Here is a 21,602-nt window from a genome sequence, read left to right as displayed (position 1 = left end):
CATTAGCTGATATTCAAGAAAATACTATCTTTGTCACCATGCGAATTTAATTTATGTTGTATAACTCTTAAAATCATCATCATGAAAACTACTTATTTATTTGCAGCACTTGTTTGTTTTTTTTGTTACAGTGTATTGCCGGTTTCTGCAAAAAGCAAGAAGAAAACACCCGTAACAGAACAGAAAATTGCTTTAGGCGTATGGGACGATGTGGATAAAACGGCTTCGGTAGATTCTATTATCCGCTGGATGAAGCCTTTTGATGAGGCGGGAATTAAAAACTATTACATGTGCGGCTCTCCTGAGGAAGTGGCACGTTATATCGAGGCTGCCAAGTCCTATCCGGGGGCGAAGGTACATGCTTGGATGTTTACGGTGAATGCTCCCCGGGATTCTGTGGCATTGGCGCATCCGGAATGGTTTGATGTCAATCGTGTAGGCTATAATAGCCATGAGTACGATCCTTATGTAAAACATTATAAGTGGTTGAGCCCGTCTGTTCCGGAAGCTCGCCGGTATATGAAAGATAAGGCGGCTTCGTATGCGGCTTTAGAAGGGTTGACTTCTGTGCATCTGGATTTTATCCGTTATAATGATGCCGTATTGGGAAGGCGGTTGCAACAATATAAATTTAAAATTCAGCAGGATACCTATCGTGCGGAATATGATTTCGGCTATCATCCGGCAGCGATTGAAAAGTTCAAAAAACAGTTCGGTTATTCTCCGTTGGATTTGCAGGCTCCCTGGATGAGTCCGGAATGGTTGCAATTCCGTTTGAATGAAGTTTCCTCTCTGGTAAACGAAATTGCCGGCGAAACCCACGCTAAGGGCAAGTTACTTTCGGCTGCGGTATTTCCGTATCCCACCCGTGCGCGTATGACGGTATATCAGGACTGGCCTACATGGAAGCTGGATATCGTATGCCCGATGAACTATCAGTCTTTCTATTCGGAAAGCCTTGACTGGATACCGTTTAGTGTTGAGAACGGCTTACGCGAGACTTTCCATAAAAATAAATATGTTTCCGGTTTGTTTGTACCCGATATTACAGCGGAAGAGTTGTATCAGGCGGCTAAATTATCCATTGAGGCAGGAGCCGATGGGGTCAATTTCTTTAATGCCCGGGCTTTATTGAAAGACGGAAAGCTGGAAGCGGCGAGAAGAATTAATCAGGAGTTCAATTTATAACAATTCATAGACAGAGTATTATAAAAAAGAGGTATATTAAGAATGGAAGCCGCTCCCCTCCTTAATATACCTCTTATCGGTAATGCTCTTCTGTTACCAGAGAGTTGTTTGCGTTAACTTATATCCTTTAGCATTATACTCGTTGATTTGAGCCTCACCTACAGGAGCCAAATATGAACGATCGCTGAAGTCATCTCTTGCTTCGGCAGCTTCCGGGACATAAAAACCTTTCATTTCGTCGGCATTGGTTCCGTCATAGGTTATGTATTTGTATCCGTTACCATCAGGCACTGCCACAGTCGTGATACCAATATTGTCCTCCTCAAGATAGTTGGGAAGTTCTGCTTTTAAATCTATCCATAAGCCGAGCATTGTGTCCGGATATGTTTTATTATTCATGTAGTGCAGCTTCTTCCAGCGTTTCAAATCAAGCAGGCGGGAATGTTCGTACACAAACTCCATTCGGCGTTCACGGCGAATTTCCCAAATTAACGGATCTACGGCATAGTCACCGGCTACTAAATCTCCCTTATCTCGTGCGGGGTCGAAATTGTCTGTTATCTCAGCCAGTTGCATGTGTCGTGTTTTCTGTAAACCTTTGCTGATAGCGGTTTCATCAAGAGGACGGTCGCGAATCTTATTGATTGTATTATCGATATCGTCTTGTGTAACAAGCTCACCACCCATTAACGCCAATTCTGCTTTAGCTTCCAGCCAGTTCAACATTACCTCTGCCAGACGCATGACCGGATAGTCGTTTGTATTAGTCATACTGCCATATTGGGCAGGATAGGTACCGCCGAAATAAGTGGGGCCGACACGGTCTATGAATTTCCAACTGTAAAGCAGTGTACCGGCTTGAATGCGCGGCTCGTCCCAAAATGTCGCCTCAAAACGCGGGTCGCGGGTTTTAGCCATATTCTCGATATCAAGGTTGTCCGCATCCGCAAGAGTTGAGTTTTGGTATACTTTACCGTCATTGCAGATGAATGATTTCGCTAATGCCAGAGTGGCGCCGCCTTGACTTTCCGCACCGTTGGAGTAAGAGGCCACACAGTGGGTTACGCTGACACCAGCATCATAGTGTCTGTACATTAAAACTTCTTTGTTTCCGCTCAAATCCATCGAACCGAACAGGCTCTTGAAGTCACTGGAGATTTGCCACTGGTTGTTGCCCAATACCAGTTCACCTGCCTCTTTTGCTTGCGTCAGGTATTTTTTGGCAAGTTCGGTATCGCTTTTGTGATATTTCTGCCAAGTTCCTTCAAATAACATCAGGCGGCTGATGAAACCGGCAGCGATATATCTGTTCAGATATTGGGTACCGTCATTTTTGCGGATGTTGTTTAGTGCAAAATCAAAATCTTCGTATACATATCCCATTACTTCATTACGCGGAGTACGGTCTTTGTACATTTCATCGGTATCCGCATCGGTGATGGACTTGCTGTAATAAGGCACATCGCCAAAGGTTTCCACTAAACGGCAGTATTCAAAACCGCGGAAGAACCGGGCTACTCCCATCCAATGATTGTAAGTTTCTTCTTCTAAGACACTTTTATACTGCTCCAACTTGTCAATCATTATATTCCATTTACGTACCCAGGCAAAGTTCCAGTTGCCGGCTGCGTATTGGGTAATCCATGAATTGGCAAGGTCGCTGGTATTGTAGCTGCCGCGACTGGTAGGAATCGTATTTTCAAAGGAAGTCTGTTTTCCCGATGACGCGTTGTCGTCAGAAAAATTATATCCTCTCAGAGGAGCGTAGGCGCTACCCCAACTGCTGTTATACCCTACAAAATAAACGGGGTATGCTTCGTTAACATACAACCGATATTCAGTATCGGTCTTTCCATATGTTTCATCCAATGGTTTCGTCAGCACCGGACGTTCCAGAACCGAGTCGCATCCGCTTATTATAAAGGTTGCGGCAGAAAGTAAAGTAAATATATATTTTTTCATATAATTCTGTTTATTAGAAGTTCAACTGTACACCTACTGATACACTCTTGAAAGTTGGAGTTCCCACACCTGTACGGCCACTGTTGTAGTTCTCTGTGTCGAACATGGAATAACCTGAGATGGCTTCCGGATCGATGGGGAGTCCGTTCAACTTGTCAAATGTAAAGAAGTTTTCCAATGCCAGATAGATACGTGCTTTTTGCATGCGTACCTTTTTGATGATATTTTCCGGAAGAGAATAACCTAATGTGATATTCTTGATACGGAAATAAGACATGTTTAATAGATAACGAGACTGTTTGTAATAGTTATAAGCATCGTTTGAACCGGCTTGGTTCCACGGGCGCGCATAGAATGCTCCGGGATTATCTTCAGTCCAGTAGTCGCTTGCGATAGCATCGGGAAGAGCGCCATCGGCGGTATTGTAGCCGGGGATAGCCAAGAAACCGTTACCCCATATCTGACGCTTGCCTACTCCTTGCATGAAGACAGAAAGGTCGAAACCTTTATAGTCTGCTCCTAAACGGATACCATATTCGAATCTCGGTGTTTCATTACCGATTACTTCTTTATCTCCCGGATCATCTACCGTACCTGCGCCATTACCTAATTTACCGTCATCGTTTAAATCGGCGTATTTCACATCACCCGGACCGAATTTGAAGTCACCCGATTGCAGGAAGTCTTGATATACTCCGTTCGGATCTTTCAATTTGTTCATTTCTTTGGCGCCGGCAGTTCCTGCCGCCACTTCTTTTCCATTTAATGCCCATACGGTTACTAACTCGCCGTTATTATCGTATACGAAATCATCTTTCTGGTATAAGCGTTCGGTTCTGTAACCCCATATTTCGCCATACTTCTTGCCCACATAATAATCACTGATTAAACGGGTGTCACTGTATTCTGTGATTTCTGTTTGGGCGTCGGATAATGTAAACATGGCGTTGATACCCAAGCCGTTATTAAAGCGATGGTTGTAGTCTAATGAAACTTCCCAGCCGCGTGTTCTTAAAGAACCGTAATTTCCTTTAGGAGCTGCGGCGCCGAAAGTATAGGCTACGCCCGCGCCCGGAACAATCATATTACGCGTATCACGTTGATACCAGTCAAAGGTAACGCCGAAATCACCGTGGAAGAAGCGTGCGTCGAAGCCTAAGTCCAGTGTAGCGATGTCTTGCCAAGTAATGGAAGTTGCTACGGCTGTCGGGGTACCGCGATAGAATAATTTCTGTCCGTCGGCGCCTAACCAGCTAACTTGTCCTGTACCCAGAGAAGACACATATAAGCCGTTATCTACGGTCTGGTCACCGATAATACCCCATGAACCGCGGATTTTGAAAGAGTTGAGTGTCGGTTTTGCCCATTCCATGAAAGCCTCTTCGCTCAAACGCCAGCCGGCAGAGAATGAGGGGAACCAACGCCATTTCATTCCGGACGGGAACTTGGATGTACCGTCATAGCGCAGATTGGCTTCCAACAGATATTTTTCTTTATAGTTGTAGTTGATACGACCGAAATAACCCATTTGGCCTTCCCACTTTTGGTTACCGCTTGCTGTTTGAGTACCTACGGCGAGATCAAACTGGGGATTGGTAATATCGGTTAAGTCCGTAATTTGTGACCAGTTATCTTCATAATCGTAAGTCACCAAGTTCATACCGAGCAAGAATTTGAAATTGTTGTCATCATTCAATTGCCAGTTATAATCTGTTGTGGCATTGAAAGTATGGCGACGGGCTCCCGAAGATTTTCTATAAATGTGGTCGGGGTTGGCGCCGTGAGCCGTGTACTCTTGATATGGCAATTCATATGCCGGCATCGCGCCTTCTGCGGTTGCTGCTACCTGCTGGCCTAAATCGTTTACATAGATTTGGTTGCCTGCCGCATCTGTTTTTAATGTACCTGCCATCCATGCATTGGCTGCGCTGTAACGGGTTCCCGGTCTTTTGATGACACCTGTTTCGCTGGCGTAAGTATAATCGAAATCAAACTTCCAGTCTTTTGTGACATTCACTGTTGTTCCCAGGCTTATGTTTAGATAGTTGTCTACTTGTGAAGCCGTATTGGCCTGTTTGGTTTCAGACCATGGGCTGCGCAGGTCGTTTCCGTCCTCATTGACTCCTAACGGCATGTTAGGTCCCCAACGGTATAAGTACAACCAGGGGTCGGCCGTAGTAGATGATGTTGCGTATGGATATCTCTTGTCGCGTGAAGAGAAGATAGAACCGGCACGTACGGTCAAGTATTTATTAATTTCGGTACTTAAACGTACGGATGCGTTATAACGGGTAAAATCGTCTTTCTTGGCGGGTTTCATCATACCGTTTTGGTGCAGGTAACCCAGACCGATATTATAAGTTGTTTTTCCACTTTTTCCGTTGATTGAAACGTTGTGCGAGTGGGTCGGCGCCCATTCGCGTACCATATAATCGTATGGGTCAAATGTCCTTAGACCAATATTTCGTCCATTGGCATCCACATACCAGTCTCGTCCGTATACATACGGATCGTCAGGTCCTAATTTGCCGCCATACTTGTTTTGCCATTCGCGAGCGCGTTCCAAGCCGGACTCTGTCATGTAGAATGATATACCGCCGGTGACGGTCTTTCCTGAACGCTTCATGGCTTCCACGCTATATTCCAAAGCATTGAGTTGTCCCATTTTCATCTCTTTAGCCATATTCTGGAAAGAGAGATTTCCCTGGTAGGAAACATTGACCTTGTCGGTTTTCGCTCCTTTTTTGGTTGTAATCAATACTACACCGAATGCTGCTTTAGCACCATAGATGGAAGCGGATGCGGCATCTTTCAATACGGAAATGCTTTCTATATCATCAGGGTTGACCATCTGTATAGAGGGGATTTCCACATTATCCAGCAAAATCAAGGGTGTTGCCTCACCTTCGATAGAACCGACCTGTCCACGTATTTTGATAATCGGGTCGGAACCGACTTCACCGCTTGGCACTTGGATAGACAAACCCGGAGTGGTACCTTGTAAGCCACGGCCGATATCGGCAATGGGACGTCCTTCTAATGTCTGATTTACATTAACAGAAGAAACTGCTCCTGTCAGATTTTCTTTCTTTTGTGAACCATATCCTACAACCACTACTTCATCCAGTAACTCGGTGTCATCTTTTAATACTACTCGCAAGTTAGGACTGGCCTTTACTTCCTGGGTGGTATATCCCACAAAAGAGATTTGCAGGATAGCTCCTGCCTTGACATTCATTTTGATTTTTCCGTTGATGTCTGTAATTCCACCATTGGTGGTACCTTTTTCTATGACGTTGGCACCGATAATGGGTTCTCCTTGGGCATCTACTACTAATACGTTTACAGCGACAGATTGCATCTGTTCGGTTATACCATGATTTTCATGGGAAGCAGACCGGGCAGCAAAAGTGTTACCGCTGCCAAGAAACAGTGCGCAGATAGCTACTGTCATGAGGATCTTATGATTTGCAATTCCTCTTTTTTTGCGATCTTCATTCATAAGTGATTGATGATTTTTTGTTAATAAAAATAGTTTCTCCAATTAGGTAAAAAATGAATGGATGAGGGGTAGAATGAACTATATCCTCTGAGATTCTTTCATTGCTTCATAGGCGTTTTTCTATTTAAAGGTTCATAATTGTATATGTTATCTCTCTTTTTTTCTCTTCTTTTCCAAGTTCACGAGGAACTCGGGCGGATTTTCTTATTCGCATGGATGGTATCAGGATAAATTAAAAAATCGGATTACAGTTTTTTTCTGTATGTTGTATATCCATTAATCGCTACGGCTGCGGACAATAATTCGTCGGACGGTTGTTGCCCTTGCGTTAGACAGTTGTCTAACGAAAGGATAACAGATGTCTAACGAATTAAAATAAGTAACCGGCTGTTTATTGGTAGCAGATGCGCAAACAATTATCACCTTGCAAATATTTTATTCTATAAAAGTAATCCGCAATGATGGATACAGACCATAAAGCAAACTTTTTGAAGAATTATCGCAGAAATATTAAAAATAACTATATATTTGTATTCAATTCTAAAACTAACTACCTATGAAACTGATTGCGGAAAGTGGTTCTACAAGAACTGAATGGGCCCTGGTTGAAGATAACCACTTGATACAGCGTGTTTTCACCGAGGGACTTAATCCTTTCTTCCAAACACGAAGGGAGATTAGCCGGAGTGTACGCTTAGGGTTGCCCGAGATTTTTTTCAAAAGGAAATTAGAACAAGTATATTATTATGGAGCCGGATGTACCTCTTATGAGAAAAAGAATATATTGGGTGCATCATTAGTAGCACAATTCAAAACCCCTATCCAAGTGGAAAGCGACCTTCTTGCGGCTGCCCGCGGTTTGTTCAAATGCGAGGCCGGCATTGCTTGTATCTTGGGAACCGGCTCTAATTCATGCTTTTATGATGGAAAAATCGTAGTCAAGAATGTCAAAGCGGGCGGTTATATCTTAGGTGATGAAGGCAGTGGAGCCGTACTGGGTAAAATGTTTCTGTCTGATGTTCTAAAAGGATTGGCGCCTAAGTATGTGATGACAGATTTTTTTGAGAAATTCCGTATCAGTCCCAATGAAGTGATGGAATCGGTGTACAACCGTCCTTTCCCGAATCGTTTTCTTTCTACGATTTCTTATTTCTTAGCTGATTACACTAATGATGATTATGTGTTCAATCTGATAACCAGTAATTTAAGAAGCTTTTTCACTCGAAACGTATGCCAATACGACTACAAAAACTATCCTATTCGATTCGTTGGTTCGTTGGCCAACAGCTATGCAGCCATACTGAGAGAAGTTGCCGGTGAATTTGGAATCGGATTGGATGTAATTGAAGAAACTCCGATGAACGGACTGATAGAATTCCATTCTTTAAATATTGAAGAACCTTAAACTCTTATATATATAAGGTATATAGAAGTAATCTTTGCAAATTTAAAAGTATAAGGTTAAAAAATTGCAAAGAAATGTTCTTGATATTGAATAATAATATATCTTTGTTACGTGTGAAGTACACAAAATACTTTATCACCTTTGTTAATAACAAGATTTATCTCTTAAAACGACCGGCAAAGTTAAGAAATTAACCGGATTTAATTCAAAATCAATATATACCGAGTTCCTCGTGGACTTGGACTTTTAAAGAAAAAAGAGATATAATATAGTAGTTATGAACCTTTAAACGGAAGAAAAGCCTATGGAACAGTAAAAGAGTCCTAAAAAGAGTAGGATAGCTCTATTCTGATTTATCTACCCGCTATCCATTTTTTTGAGAATACTATTTTTAATTAACAACAAAATCATCAATCATTTATGAATGGAGAACACAAAAGAAGTAGTGCCGATGTAATGGTAACACAGACTACTTTGATAAAAAGATTATTTATTCTATCGGTAACCGGTTTAATGCTTATGTGCGGCGGTTGCTTCTCTGGAATGAGTGTATACGCGCAGAATGCCACTTCGTCAAATGCACAGCATGCAAAGAAAATTTCGGGAGTTGTTATAGATTCCAATGGCGAACCTATCATCGGAGCGGCAGTACTGGTACAAGGAACGAGTGTAGGTGTTGCAACGGATGTCGACGGAAAGTTCTCACTGGATGTTCCGTCCAATGGGAAAACGCTTGTTGTGTCTTATATAGGATATGATAATCAGGAAGTTCCTATTACAAGCAGTTCGCAATACAAAATAACCTTGAGCGGAACGAATTATGCGCTGGATGAAGTCGTGGTTACTGCTTTGGGTATGAAACGCGAGAAGAAAGCGCTCGGTTATTCCGTGCAGGATGTAAAGGGGGATGCTCTTATCGAGAACCGTACTGCAAATATCGCTACTTCACTGAATGGTAAGGTTGCCGGTATGAATATTTCCGCAACTTCTATTCCCGGCGGTTCCAATCGTATCGTTATCCGCGGTAACAACTCTATTTCCGGTAATAACATGCCTTTGGTCGTAGTGGACGGTGTGCCGTTCGATAATACTCAGGGTGTGGACGATGCCACTACCAACTCTTGGGGTACAGGATTCTCGGATACCGGTGACGGATTGTCAATGCTGAATCCCGATGATGTTGAATCCATCTCTGTATTGAAAGGCCCTTCGGCTACCGCTCTGTATGGTTCACGCGGTGGTAACGGTGTTATCCTGGTTACTACCAAGAAGGGACAAGGTGGTAAAACGCTGGTTTCTTACAATAGCAATTTCACTTTTGAGAATGTGATGATTCAGCCTGAGTTCCAGAATGAATACGGTCAGGGTACGGGAGGAGCGTTCGATATTACTTCCCGTAACTCTTGGGGTCCGAAAATGGGTACGGTTGTTACCGACTGGACAGGGCAGACCCGTCCTTTGGAAGCTAAGAACAATGATTTCTCGGATTTCATGAATACGGGTACATCCTGGACGAACTCCGTAGATGTAACGGGTTCGGCGGCCAAGATGAATTATCGCGTAGGACTTTCCAATACGACACGTAAAGGGGTTATTCCCAATAACAGTTTGAGTAAGAATAATTTCTCGGTTCGTGCCGGCGGTGAAATTATCAAGAACCTTACTCTTGATGCCAAGGTGAACTATACTTATCAAAAAGGTAAAGGAAGACCGGAATTCTCCGCATCCGGTTTTAACCCTATTTTTGCATTGATTTATACTCCCCGCAGCATTAATCTGCACGAGATGAAAAATATTTTCGATGAAGAGGGCAATATTCTGGATTGGTATTCCAAGCCGCTTACAGTCGTAAATAACCCGTATGCCGCTACTTCACTTACCGGTAACCAGGATGTTACGAACCGCGTCAACGGTTTTGCTTCCTTGACGTATGATATCAGCAGTTGGTTAAAGGCTATGGTACGTTTCGGTGGCGATACTTATGGCAAGAAAACAGAAAAATGGATACGTCACGGATTGATTTCAAGTTCCGGTTATAGCGATGGCCGTTTCTCTACGGGACAATATAATATGACCGAATATAATGTGGATTTCCTGGTAACGGCCCAGAAAGACAATATCGCCGATTCTAAATTCTCCGGTTCTCTTTCGGTAGGCGGTAATAAGATGAACCGTAAATACAATACTTTTGTTGCTACGGCCGAAGGCTTGAATATTCCGGAGCTCTATACTATCCAGAATGGCATATCGCAAACAACGTCGACTTATAATTCACAGAAGGAAGTTCAATCCCTGTATGCATTGGGACAGTTGTCTTGGGATAATTATTTGTTCTTCGATGTGACGGTACGTAACGACTGGTCTTCCACTCTTCCGAAGAATAACCGCTCGTTCTTATATCCGTCATTCTCTTTGGGTTGGGCTGTAACCGACATGTTGACTAAGTTCAAGGTGAATGTTCCCGAATGGATTTCTTTCGGTAAGTTGCGTGCATCTTATGCCGAAGCCGGAAATGATACGGATCCTTATCAGTTATTGTCTGTACTGTCTACCGTTTCCAACATGGCAGGTGGGCAGATGGGTGTAGCGGAACCTTCGACAAAGACCAATGCTAATTTGAAACCGGAGATTATCAAATCCATGGAATTCGGTGCCGATGTCCGTTTCTTTGATAACCGTTTGGGCTTTGACGTTACTTATTATGACAAACGCGCATACAATCAAATCATCTCCATGCCTTCGTCCATTACATCCGGATACAGTGCTAAGTATATCAATGCCGGACGCGTAGACAACTGGGGCTGGGAACTTCAGGTGAATGCCGTACCTGTCCGTACGAAGGACTGGGATTGGAACGTATGGGTGAATTTTGCAAAGAACTCTTCCAAGATTGTTGAGCTTACCGAAGGGGTAGAGTCTATCACTTTGGCTCAACCTATGGGACAGAACTGTTATGTAAGAGCTACGGTTGGCGAACCTTACGGACAGATTTATACGAACGGATTTAAGTATGACGATAACGGAAACCGTTTGGTAGGTGACGACGGTAAGTATATCGTTGATAACACATTACGCGTATCGGGTAATATGAATCCGGATTGGACGGCCGGTATCGGTTCTACATTACGCTGGAAAAACTTGTCATTCGGTTTCTTGATTGATGTGCGTTACGGCGGCGATGTATATCTGCAATCCATGATGCGTTTGCAATCCAACGGTCAGACCAAAGAAACGGTTGCCGGACGTGAGGAATACTATACTACCGGTAAGGGACTTATTTCCCAAGGCGTGAATGTAAATACCGGACTGCCGAATACGGTTGAACTTGACCCTACTACTTATTGGGGACAGTTCTACGGCAATATCGGGAATTATATCTATGATACAACGAACGTACGTTTGCGCGAGCTGAATCTGACTTGGACATTACCCGACAAATGGTTTGCAAAAACCATTATCAGAGGTCTCAAGCTCAGTGCCGTGGCTAACAATGTATGCTTCCTGTACAATAATCTTCCGGGATTTGACCCTGAATGTACATACTCTACTGGCAACGGACAGGGTATAGAAACGGCATCTCTGCCTTCTACCCGTTCATTTGGTTTCAATCTTAATGTTACATTCTAACCCATAAAAGGATAATAATATGAATAAGTTATTTAAAACAATTATAAGCATCGTTGGTATCTCAATGGCCTTCGCGGGTTGTACCGGCGATTTCGACAACATGAATACCGACCCTAACAATCCTACTCCGGGTTCGGTCGATCCTAAGTTCCAGTTGATATTTATCCAGGGACGCGGTATTCCGTATGCCAATCAGTGGCAGCAGATAGACCAGCTGATGATCAGTACGCTCTGCGAATATTCGGCAAACGACGGTCTGTCGGCCTCCGACTATAACATTGACTCCCGATACATTGACGATTTGTGGAATTTGAGCTATACGGTACTCACAAACGCCAACTCTCTGATTAGCGCCAATGAGGACAAACCTATTTATAATAATGTGGTTCAGATGGCACGCATCTGGAAGGCTTATGTAATGTTGCGTCTGACCAATTGTATCGGTGATGTTCCTTATTCGGAAGCTGCCGATGATATAGACCAGCCTAAATATGATACGCAAAAAGATATCTACTACACGATATTCGATGAATTGAAAGATGCGGTAAGTAAGCTGGACGAATCGGCCGCTAACAATGTAGGTTCTTATGACCTTATTTATGGCGGTGATGCCGCAAAATGGAAAAAGTTTGCCAATTCTATCCGTTTGCGTATGGCCGTCCGTATCTCCGATGTGGATGCCGCTAAGGCGAAAACGGAAGCGGAAGCCGCCATTACGGCCGGAGTATTTGCCGGTGAAGATGATGCCGCTTATATGAAACAAGGCGAAGATAAGTTCTCGCAGAATCCTATTTACTATCATAAGGGCTCTGCCGTAATGCACATGTCGACTGCCTACAAGCGTCTTGTAACGGGTATCGGCGGACAAGCGTGGCCTACGGCTGCCGACCGTGTCAACAATGCAAATATAACCGAAGCGATTATCGCTGCCAAAAATGCTCCTGCTACGGTTGACCCCCGCGCTCCGATTCAGTTTGAGCCTGCCGGTATGATTGACGATCCTCAGGACCCGGCAATGAAAGGCAATTGGGACGGAACAGACCCGGGACACGTAACATCCGCAGTGGGTGCTGCGATGGATAACGGACAGTTCGTCAGCAACTTTGCAAAAATCGGTCCTTGGTACTATGGTACGATCGACAGAAAATATCAATTATTCAAATATAGTGAATTGTGCTTCCTGAAAGCGATTGCCATTGAGCGCGGCCTTATCGCCGGTAATGCCAAGGATGCCTATGAAGCAGGCGTACGCTCAAATATGGCTGAGTTTGATATTCCGGAAGCGGTGATTACGGACTATCTGGCCTCTACCGCTCCTAATTATTATGGGACTACCGCCAAATATGATGATACAACAGGCGATTGCAATACGCATATGGATAAGATTCTTACCCAAAAATATATTGCCCAATTCCAGGAATGTTCTTTTGAAACTTGGGCCGATCATCGCCAGTTCCATAAGCCTACGCTCATGCCGTTTGCAAGTGTAAGTTCAAGTGTGTTCACTATGAATCCTGCCGACCAGGCCAACAATACTCCGAACGCGTATGTTAAGCGTATCTATTATCCGTCTTCAGAGTATACGGTCAATGCGGCTAACGTAAAAGAGGCCGAAAGCCGTATGGGTGGAACGAACAGCATACAGAATAATGTATGGTGGGATGTTGATTAATTAAGATTGAATCATTTGATGCGTAGCCGGCTTGTCATATCCGGCTACGCATTTTTCTTATATACATGATATGAAGCGTTTGTTTTCTTTAGTTTTTATCGGATGTTTCCTGTTTTGTATCCAAGCGAACGGTCAGGGTACATTGTTGCAAGAAAAGGCGGAGCCTGGTAACCGGTTACCCGGATTTGCCGTAAATCCCATTTCCGGCGAGCAGGAAAAGATTTTTGTTTATGCTCCGGGAGTCAATATCCATATCAATGCGCCTTCGGAATCTTTATTTGACGGGAATAAACCGACCAAACTCGTACTATATGCCTTGCCTAATGGCAACAGTACGGCATGGACGATAGGCAAAGCGCCGGAAGAGGGAGATGACTGGCACTTCCATATACAGAATATCGGGGCCCAAACACGCTATCTTAGGGCTACGGCCCGTGATTGTAACTGGGTAACCGTCTATTTGGAAGCCGATTCCAAAAGTTGGGGACGCTGGAGAAAGGCCGGGCCGATGCGTGATTACAAAATCAAGGAAACGGTAGAATATCTCCTCGCTCTCTTTTCAGAATATAATCCGCATATAGAGCTGAACAGTCATAGCGGCGGTGGAAACTTCATATTCGGCTTTATGGATGCCAATACTGAAATACCCGGGTATGTGAAAAGGATTTCCTTTATCGATAGCAATTACAATTGGGATGATAAACGGTATGGCAATAAGTTGAAACAATGGCTGGCGGCTTCTCCGGATAACCATCTTTTCGTTGCTTGCTATGATGATGCCAACGCTTTGCTGGACGGTAAGCCTTTTGTTTCCAAAAAGGGAGGGACGTGGCATCGTACCTATTTGATGCAACGCTACTTGAGGCGGAAGCTGAAAGGACTGAAATGGGAGAAAACGGAGACTGACAGTATTATTTCTTATACAGCGGATAATCGGCGCATTCTGTTTTATTCCAGAAAGAATCCGGAACGGGCTATCTATCATACGATACTCGTGGAAAGAAACGGTTATATTCATTCCGAGCTTTCAGGAACAAAGTATGAGGGAACGGGATATGTGTTTATGGGTAAGAAAGTTTACGATGGTTATCAATAAAAAAACGGGGTTTTCCCCGTCTTTTTATTGATATAAGTTGCTCTTTTAAAGAGCGTTTTCTTTAACCAGATATTCTGCAATCTGAACGGCGTTCAATGCGGCGCCTTTCTTGATTTGGTCTCCTACAATCCAGAAGGTCAGTCCGTTCTCGTTGCTGAGGTCCTTACGGATACGGCCTACGTATACAGGGTCTTTTCCAGCGAGGAACAACGGCATCGGGTATTCTTTTTCTGCCGGGTTGTCCATTAATACCAGTCCGTCGCCCTTGGCAAACGCTTCGCGCGCTTCCTCGATGGAGATAGGGCGTTCTGTTTCCACCCAGATGCTTTCCGAGTGGGAGCGGAGAGCGGGTACACGAACGCAGGTTGCACTGACTTTGATGTCGGAATGCATAATCTTACGCGTTTCATTGTACATCTTCATTTCCTCTTTGGTGTATCCGTTTTCGGTGAACACATCAATCTGGGGAATCAGGTTGAAGGCCAACTGATAGGCAAATTTCTCGACCGTGACAGGTTCACCGGCCAATACTTGGCGATATTGCTCGTACAACTCATCCATGGCGGCGGCGCCTGCACCGCTGGCAGCCTGATACGTAGATACGTGTACTGTCTTTATATGAGAAAGCTGTTCGATGGCTTTCAGCGCCACTACCATTTGGATAGTAGTACAGTTAGGGTTGGCGATAACACCGCGCGGACGGTCTTTGGCGTCAGCGGCATTTACCTCGGGTACAACCAAAGGCACATCGGCGTCCATACGGAAAGCGCTGGAATTGTCGATCATCACGGCTCCGTACTTGGTAATGGTTTCGGCGAACTCTTTAGAGGTGCCTGCGCCTGCGGAAGTGAAAGCGATATCAACCCCTTTAAAGTCATCGTTGTGTTGCAAGAGTTTAACCTCGATCTGTTTACCGCGGAAGGTGTATTTAGTGCCGGCACTGCGTTTAGAACCGAACAACACTAACTCGTCCAACGGGAAATTCCTTTCATCGAGCACTCGCAGGAACTCTTGTCCCACGGCTCCGCTTGCTCCAACAATAGCTACTTTCATTTTTCTTTTGTTTTTAATATAGTTTATAAAATAGTTCCAATCTATCTATAAATGATAGAATTGGTTGCAAATTTATAACAAATTGCTGTATGGCACCGCATAAAGTGAAAACTTTTTCGTTATTTTGCAGTTAAAACCTAAAACTCGCTGCGTATGGACTGGTTCAATCTCAGTTTAACACTTCCTATAACAGACCCTACATGGATATTCCTCCTTGTACTCCTTATTATATTGTTTGCGCCCATATTGCTGAATAAACTGCGTATACCGCACATTATCGGCATGATTCTGGCCGGTTTGGTGATTGGAGAACATGGTTTTAATATCTTGGTGCGCGACAGCAGTTTTGAGTTGTTCGGCAAGGTCGGGCTTTATTATATCATGTTTCTGGCGGGTCTGGAAATGAATATGGGCGACTTCAAGAAGAACCGCGGAAAGGCTGTAATGCTGGGATTGCTGGCTTTTGTCATTCCGATAGGTATTGGCTTGGTCACCAATATGATGTTGCTGAAGTACAGCCTCGTGACGTCCATATTGTTGGCGAGTATGTATGCTTCGCACACGCTGGTGGCGTATCCGATTGTAATTCGTTACGGCGTGTCCCGCCATCGCAGTGTAAGCATTGCTGTGGGAGGTACGGCGGTGACGGATACGCTTACATTGTTGGTACTGGCTGTGGTGGGCGGTCTGTTCAAGGGGGAGTCCGGTGGTCTGTTCTGGCTGTGGCTGGTGATTAAGGTTGTCTTTCTCGGAGCTTTGATTATGTATTCGTTCCCGCGTATCGGACGTTGGTTTTTCCGCCGCTACGACGATAATGTGATGCAATTTATTTTCGTGCTTGCCATGGTCTTTCTGGGAGCGGGCCTGATGGAGTTCGTGGGTATGGAAGGCATCTTGGGAGCGTTCTTGGCAGGATTGGTGCTGAACCGTCTCATACCGCATGTGTCACCGTTGATGAATCATCTGGAGTTTGTGGGTAACGCTCTGTTTATCCCTTATTTCCTGATAGGAGTGGGTATGCTGATTGATATTCATGTCATCTTCGGGCAGGGAGACGCCTTGAAGGTGGCTGCAGTTATGATTATTGTGGCGCTGGTGGGCAAGTGGATCGCTTCCTGGCTGACGCAGAAAATCTATAAAATGGCTCCCATAGAGCGTGAGTTGATGTTCGGTTTGAGTAATGCACAGGCTGCGGCTACGCTGGCGGCGGTATTGGTGGGGTATAATATCATCTTGCCGAACGGTGAGCGCTTGCTGAATGAGGATGTGCTGAACGGTACGGTATTGCTGATTCTCGTTACGTGTGTGGTGAGTTCCTTTATTACGGAAAGGGCCGCGCGTAAGATTGCCATGTGCGAGGCGCATCTGGAGGAAGAACGTACGGTTGAGGCGGAAAGGATTCTTATTCCGGTGGCGAATCCGGATACGATTGAATATCTGATGAACCTCTCCTTGCTGATACGTGATACCAAACAGAAAGATAATCTGTTGGCATTGAACGTAATCAATGACAACAATACTTCCGAGGGCTTGGAGCTTCGCGGCAAGAGGTATTTGGAGAAGGCAGCCATGATTACGGCCTCCGCCGATGTGCCGTTGCGCCAGATTACCCGGTATGACTTGAATATTGCTGCGGGTATTATCCATACGGCGAAAGAATATGAGGTGACCGACGTGATTATCGGTCTGCACCGCAAGGTCAATATTGTGGACTCTTTCTTCGGTATGCTTGCCGAGAACTTGCTGAAAGGTCTGCACCGTGAGGTTATGATTGCTAAGTTCCTGATTCCGATTAATACGATACGGCGAATTATCATAGCGGTTCCGCCTAAAGCGGAATACGAAGCCGGATTCCAAAAATGGGTGGAGCATTTTTGCCGGATGGGCGGCACGCTGGGTTGCCGGGTACATTTCTTTGCAAATGAGGAAACGACTGTGCGGTTGCAGGCATTGGTAAAGAAAAAGTACGGACAGACCTTGACGGACTTCTCCCGCCTGGATGATTGGGGGGACTTGCTGATATTGACCGGACAAGTGAATTACGACCATTTGCTGGTAGTGATAAGCGCGCGTAGGGGTTCTATCTCCTACGACAGTTCTTTCGAGAAACTTCCGGCGCAGTTGGGCAAATATTTCTCCAATAACAGCTTGATTGTGCTTTATCCCGATCAGTTGGGTGAACCTCAGGATGCCGTTTCTTTCTCTAATCCGCGCAATGAGGCGCAGCATTATGAGAAGGTGGGAAAGTGGGTTTATAAATGGTTTAAGGAAGATTAGTAAGTGATAAGTGATTAGTGATAAGGGGTTAATGATTGGCGGTTGGCGATGATGGAGGATTGGAAACAGAGAACTCGGCTTTTGCTGGGAGAGGAGAAAATGGAACGGCTGCAACAGGCGCATGTGCTGGTTGTCGGTCTTGGCGGAGTAGGCGCTTATGCGGCCGAAATGATATGCCGTGCCGGTGTGGGGCGAATGACGATTGTGGACGCGGACACGGTGCAGCTTACCAATATAAATCGTCAGCTGCCTGCTTTACACTCTACTATGGGTAGGGAGAAAGCGGAGGTTTTGGCGGAACGTTTCAAAGATATCAATCCGGATATACAGCTGACGGTGTTGCCTGTATTTCTGAAAGACGATAATATACCCGGACTGCTTGATGCTGCCCGGTACGACTTTGTGGTGGATGCTATCGATACGCTTGCTCCCAAGTGCTATTTGATAGCGGAAACGCTGAAGCGGCATATCAAGATTGTGTCGAGTATGGGGGCGGGGGCCAAGAGTGATATTACTCAAATACGGTTTGCCGATATATGGGACACTTATCATTGCGGACTGAGCAAGGCGGTAAGAAAACGCTTGCAGAAACTGGGGATTAAACGGAAGCTCCCGGTTGTATTCAGTACCGAGCAAGCCGACCCGAAGGCGGTGCTGTTGACGGAAGATGAACAGAATAAAAAGTCCACTTGCGGAACTGTAAGCTATATGCCGGCCGTATTTGGCTGCTATCTGGCGGAGTATGTCATTAAAAGATTGTAACAGTAACTAAAACAATGATACGATTAGAAGGAATCACGAAGAGTTTCGGTAATTTGCAGGTATTGCGTGGCATCGACCTGGAGATAAAAAAAGGGGAAATTGTCAGTATTGTCGGTCCCAGCGGTGCGGGAAAGACTACCTTATTGCAGATTATGGGGACGCTGGATATGCCCGACAGCGGTTCGGTAACGATTGACGGTACATTGGTGAACCGTTTGAATGAAAAAGAACTCTCCGCTTTCCGTAACAGGCATATAGGTTTTGTCTTTCAGTTTCACCAATTACTGCCGGAATTCACGGCTTTGGAGAATGTGATGATACCTGCCTTCATTGCCGGAGTAGGGCAGCAGGAAGCGAGAGTGGCGGCTACCGAAATATTGGATTTCATGGGATTGGCGGAACGCGCCTCGCATAAACCCAATGAGCTGTCCGGTGGCGAGAAACAAAGGGTTGCTGTCGCACGTGCGCTCATCAATCATCCTGCGGTGGTGTTGGCGGATGAACCGTCCGGAAGTCTGGACACCCATAACAAAGAGGAGCTGCATCAGTTGTTCTTTGATTTGCGCAACCGTTTAGGGCAGACGTTTGTGATTGTGACGCACGATGAGGGGCTGGCGCAAATTACCGACCGCACCATTCATCTGAAAGACGGTGAAGTTTGCAAAGAATAGCTGTCTGTTCTTTTCTTATTCAAAGCAGACATAGGGGTTCAGCCGTTCCAAATCACTTTCGGTGAATTCTTCATAGAGGGTAAACGGCTTGAGGCTATGGAGCGTTCCTTTCTTCTTGCGGTATTCCACAAGGGCTTTTGCCTGATAAAAATTTATATAGGGATGGTGGCGAAGACGTTCTATGCCGACGCGGTTCAGATTGATGCGCCGGATTTCAGAGGGCGTAACGGTGAACCATGCTTGCAGTTGGCGATAATCCAAATGAATCTCCTGCAATTGCTCTATTTGGTAAAAACCGCCTAAACGTTGCCGGTAGTTTACTATTAACCGGGCTATACCGCTGCCTATGCCGGGAATCTTTTTCAATTCGGCGGTATCTGCGCGGTTTAAGTCGAGCATTGTGCCTGCCGGATATTTATAAGTACTGTCTTTCCCGGCCTGCCGAAGGGTGAGTAAAGAGGTCGCCTTTCTTATAGTGTCTTCTGCCGTAAAATAGATGTAGGGAGAGAGCGTTTGGTACTGTTCTTCTGTCAACCCATATACTTTTTTGAAGTCTTCGGCCTTGCGGAACTTTCCTCCTTTGCTTCGATAGCGTAAGATGTTCTTTGCCATCCATGCGGGAAGGCCTAAGCGGCAGAAGGTGACGGAGTCCGTACGGTTAGGGTCGAAAGGAGCCAATACAACTGTTCTCTTTTTATATCTCTCCGATTTCTTGAAACGGCTGTTCTCGTTTCTTTCTTGTTCCCGCACAGAGCTGATAAAGTTGTCGTATTCTTTCAAGGCGGCAGCCTGTATCCTGGCTTCTTCCTCAGAAAGCTGCCTGTTGTTTTGCCGGAAAGAATAAATATATCCGGAGAGAAAGATGAGGATTATCCCAATGATGAGAACAAGGATACCTCGCCTTTCTCCCCGGGAGAAGTATAAGAAGTCTTTAAACGGATTCTTCATTACTGTTTATTTGAAGAAACCCAACTCGTTGATGAAAATAAGTCCGATTCCTATTGGGGCGATATATTTCAGAATGAAGATAAGTAATCTGTATATATGTATATTTAAAGTTCCGTTATTGCTGACTTCTTCCCATACAATCTTTTTATCCAGATACCAGCCGGTGAAGAGAGAGATAAAGAAACCGCCTAAAGGCAACATGATTTTGGCGGTGACGAAGTCGAACAAATCGAACAGGTTAAGGCCGAAAATCGTGTAATCCTTTCCTACGCCTAATGACAGCGAACATAATACTCCCAGTATGATACAACCGGCTGTAACTAATCTTGCGGCTTTACCACGCGTGAATTTGAATTCCTCATGCAGGTATGCCGTTACCACTTCGTGTAAGGAAATCGTTGAAGTCAATGCTGCAAGCGCCAGTAAAACGTAGAACATGATGGACAAGACAATTGCCAGCCAAGGTATGTTGCCGAATGCCTGTTGAAATACATTGGGCAATGTGATGAACAGTAAACTCGGTCCTGCATCCGGCTGAATGCCGACTGAAAACGCAGCGGGGAAGATGATGAACCCGGCGAGAATGGCTACTAACGTGTCTATACCTGCTACATTGAGCGCTGTTTTAGGCAGGTTGGTATCGTTTCTGAAATAGGACGCGTATGTACAGAGACATCCCATGCCAAGACTGAGTGAAAAGAACGCTTGTCCCATCGCGCCTAAAAATACATTACCGTCCACTTTACTGAAGTCTGGTTTCAGCAGGAATTCGATACCCTCACCGGCACCGGGTAATGATACGGAACAAATGGCAAGTACTATCAGCAGGATGAACAGCATGGGCATCATTATTTTGGCTGATTTCTCAATGCCTTTTTCCACTCCCTTTATGATGATGAAGTGGGTGACCAACAGGAATACTATCAGCCAGATAACAGGGCGCCACGGATTACTGACAAAACCGTTGAAGGAGGCGATGAATTCTGCGGCGGACTTGCCGGCAAAACTGTTGGTAGCGGCCTCTCCTATAAATTCCAGAGTCCAGCCCGCTACTACCGAGTAGTAGCCCAAAATCAGGAATCCGGCTAATACGCCCATTCGTCCCACCCAACGCCATTGGGTTCCCGGAGCCAGTTTTTGATACGCTCCGGCAGTATTGGCGCGTGAACGGCGTCCGATAAGAAATTCGGCTATCATGATAGGAATACCTAATATCAGTACGCATACCAGGTAAATCAGAATGAAGGCTGCGCCGCCATGATTACCTGTCTCGAAAGGGAATCTCCATATATTACCCAGACCAACTGCGGAACCGGCTGAAGCAAGTATCACCCCCAGTTTACTTCCAAAGTTAGCTCTTTCATTTCTTGTCATAAAACGTGGATTTTTCTTACAATTCGTTATTAATACCTCTTAAAACGTGCAAATATAGAAAATGT

13 protein-coding genes are annotated in these 21,602 nt (G+C 45.0%); 8 read left to right on the top strand and 5 right to left on the bottom strand.

Annotated features, from left to right (window positions below; translation table 11 throughout):
- The first annotated feature begins 81 nt into the window (after window positions 1-81).
- Window positions 82-1,188: a putative glycoside hydrolase gene (locus tag BHV73_RS00515; RefSeq protein ID WP_087413091.1), complete on the top strand. Its 1,107-nt coding sequence runs from the start codon at window positions 82-84 to the stop codon at window positions 1,186-1,188.
- Between the two features lie 93 nt (window positions 1,189-1,281).
- Here BHV73_RS00515 and BHV73_RS00510 read toward each other — a convergent pair whose 3' ends face one another.
- On the bottom strand, window positions 1,282-3,150 hold the full coding sequence (locus BHV73_RS00510) for a RagB/SusD family nutrient uptake outer membrane protein (RefSeq protein ID WP_286735907.1): 1,869 nt from the start codon (window positions 3,148-3,150) through the stop codon (window positions 1,282-1,284).
- 13 nt (window positions 3,151-3,163) lie between these two features.
- A complete protein-coding gene (locus BHV73_RS00505) occupies window positions 3,164-6,652 on the bottom strand; it encodes a SusC/RagA family TonB-linked outer membrane protein (protein WP_286735905.1) in 3,489 nt (1,162 codons plus the stop codon).
- Between the two features lie 556 nt (window positions 6,653-7,208).
- On the opposite strand from BHV73_RS00505, the gene BHV73_RS00500 reads away from it, so the two are divergent.
- From BHV73_RS00500 to BHV73_RS00485, 4 genes are all read left to right on the top strand, one after another.
- On the top strand, window positions 7,209-8,057 hold the full coding sequence (locus BHV73_RS00500; RefSeq protein ID WP_009121812.1) for a hypothetical protein: 849 nt from the start codon (window positions 7,209-7,211) through the stop codon (window positions 8,055-8,057).
- A 420-nt stretch (window positions 8,058-8,477) separates the two neighbouring features.
- Window positions 8,478-11,684: a SusC/RagA family TonB-linked outer membrane protein gene (locus BHV73_RS00495; RefSeq protein ID WP_009121813.1), complete on the top strand. Its 3,207-nt coding sequence runs from the start codon at window positions 8,478-8,480 to the stop codon at window positions 11,682-11,684.
- Window positions 11,685-11,703: 19 nt separating this feature from the next.
- Window positions 11,704-13,356, top strand: coding sequence for a SusD/RagB family nutrient-binding outer membrane lipoprotein (locus BHV73_RS00490; RefSeq protein WP_195621501.1), 1,653 nt, complete (start codon window positions 11,704-11,706; stop codon window positions 13,354-13,356).
- 70 nt (window positions 13,357-13,426) lie between these two features.
- Window positions 13,427-14,452: a hypothetical protein gene (locus BHV73_RS00485; protein WP_286735902.1), complete on the top strand. Its 1,026-nt coding sequence runs from the start codon at window positions 13,427-13,429 to the stop codon at window positions 14,450-14,452.
- A gap of 45 nt (window positions 14,453-14,497) precedes the next feature.
- Here BHV73_RS00485 and BHV73_RS00480 read toward each other — a convergent pair whose 3' ends face one another.
- Window positions 14,498-15,505, bottom strand: a complete 1,008-nt coding sequence (locus BHV73_RS00480; protein ID WP_009121816.1) for an aspartate-semialdehyde dehydrogenase — start codon at window positions 15,503-15,505, stop codon at window positions 14,498-14,500.
- A gap of 153 nt (window positions 15,506-15,658) precedes the next feature.
- Between BHV73_RS00480 and BHV73_RS00475 the strand changes: the two genes are divergently transcribed.
- Genes BHV73_RS00475 through BHV73_RS00465 form a run of 3 tightly spaced genes read left to right on the top strand, consistent with a single transcriptional unit; the run spans window position 15,659 to window position 19,215 of the window.
- Complete coding sequence (locus tag BHV73_RS00475) at window positions 15,659-17,782, top strand: cation:proton antiporter (RefSeq protein ID WP_009121817.1); 2,124 nt, start codon at window positions 15,659-15,661, stop codon at window positions 17,780-17,782.
- 51 nt (window positions 17,783-17,833) lie between these two features.
- Window positions 17,834-18,544 (top strand): tRNA threonylcarbamoyladenosine dehydratase, encoded by a 711-nt coding sequence (locus BHV73_RS00470; protein ID WP_022219310.1) that lies wholly within the window; start codon window positions 17,834-17,836, stop codon window positions 18,542-18,544.
- A 14-nt stretch (window positions 18,545-18,558) separates the two neighbouring features.
- A complete protein-coding gene (locus BHV73_RS00465) occupies window positions 18,559-19,215 on the top strand; it encodes an ABC transporter ATP-binding protein (protein ID WP_286735898.1) in 657 nt (218 codons plus the stop codon).
- Window positions 19,216-19,230: 15 nt separating this feature from the next.
- On the opposite strand, the gene BHV73_RS00460 is transcribed toward BHV73_RS00465, so the two are convergent.
- Both BHV73_RS00460 and BHV73_RS00455 read right to left on the bottom strand, forming a co-directional pair.
- Window positions 19,231-20,163, bottom strand: a complete 933-nt coding sequence (locus tag BHV73_RS00460) for a ComEA family DNA-binding protein (protein ID WP_286735897.1) — start codon at window positions 20,161-20,163, stop codon at window positions 19,231-19,233.
- 6 nt (window positions 20,164-20,169) lie between these two features.
- Window positions 20,170-21,537 (bottom strand): sodium-dependent transporter, encoded by a 1,368-nt coding sequence (locus BHV73_RS00455; RefSeq protein WP_087413286.1) that lies wholly within the window; start codon window positions 21,535-21,537, stop codon window positions 20,170-20,172.
- Window positions 21,538-21,602 lie beyond the last annotated feature (65 nt).

Origin of the sequence: Bacteroides sp. 44_46 (assembly GCF_001915465.1) — a bacterium.
In the GTDB taxonomy this organism is placed as follows: domain Bacteria; phylum Bacteroidota; class Bacteroidia; order Bacteroidales; family Bacteroidaceae; genus Bacteroides; species Bacteroides clarus.
The sequence above is the reverse complement of the archived record's forward strand: the minus strand, read 5'-3'. Positions and strand labels throughout refer to the sequence as shown.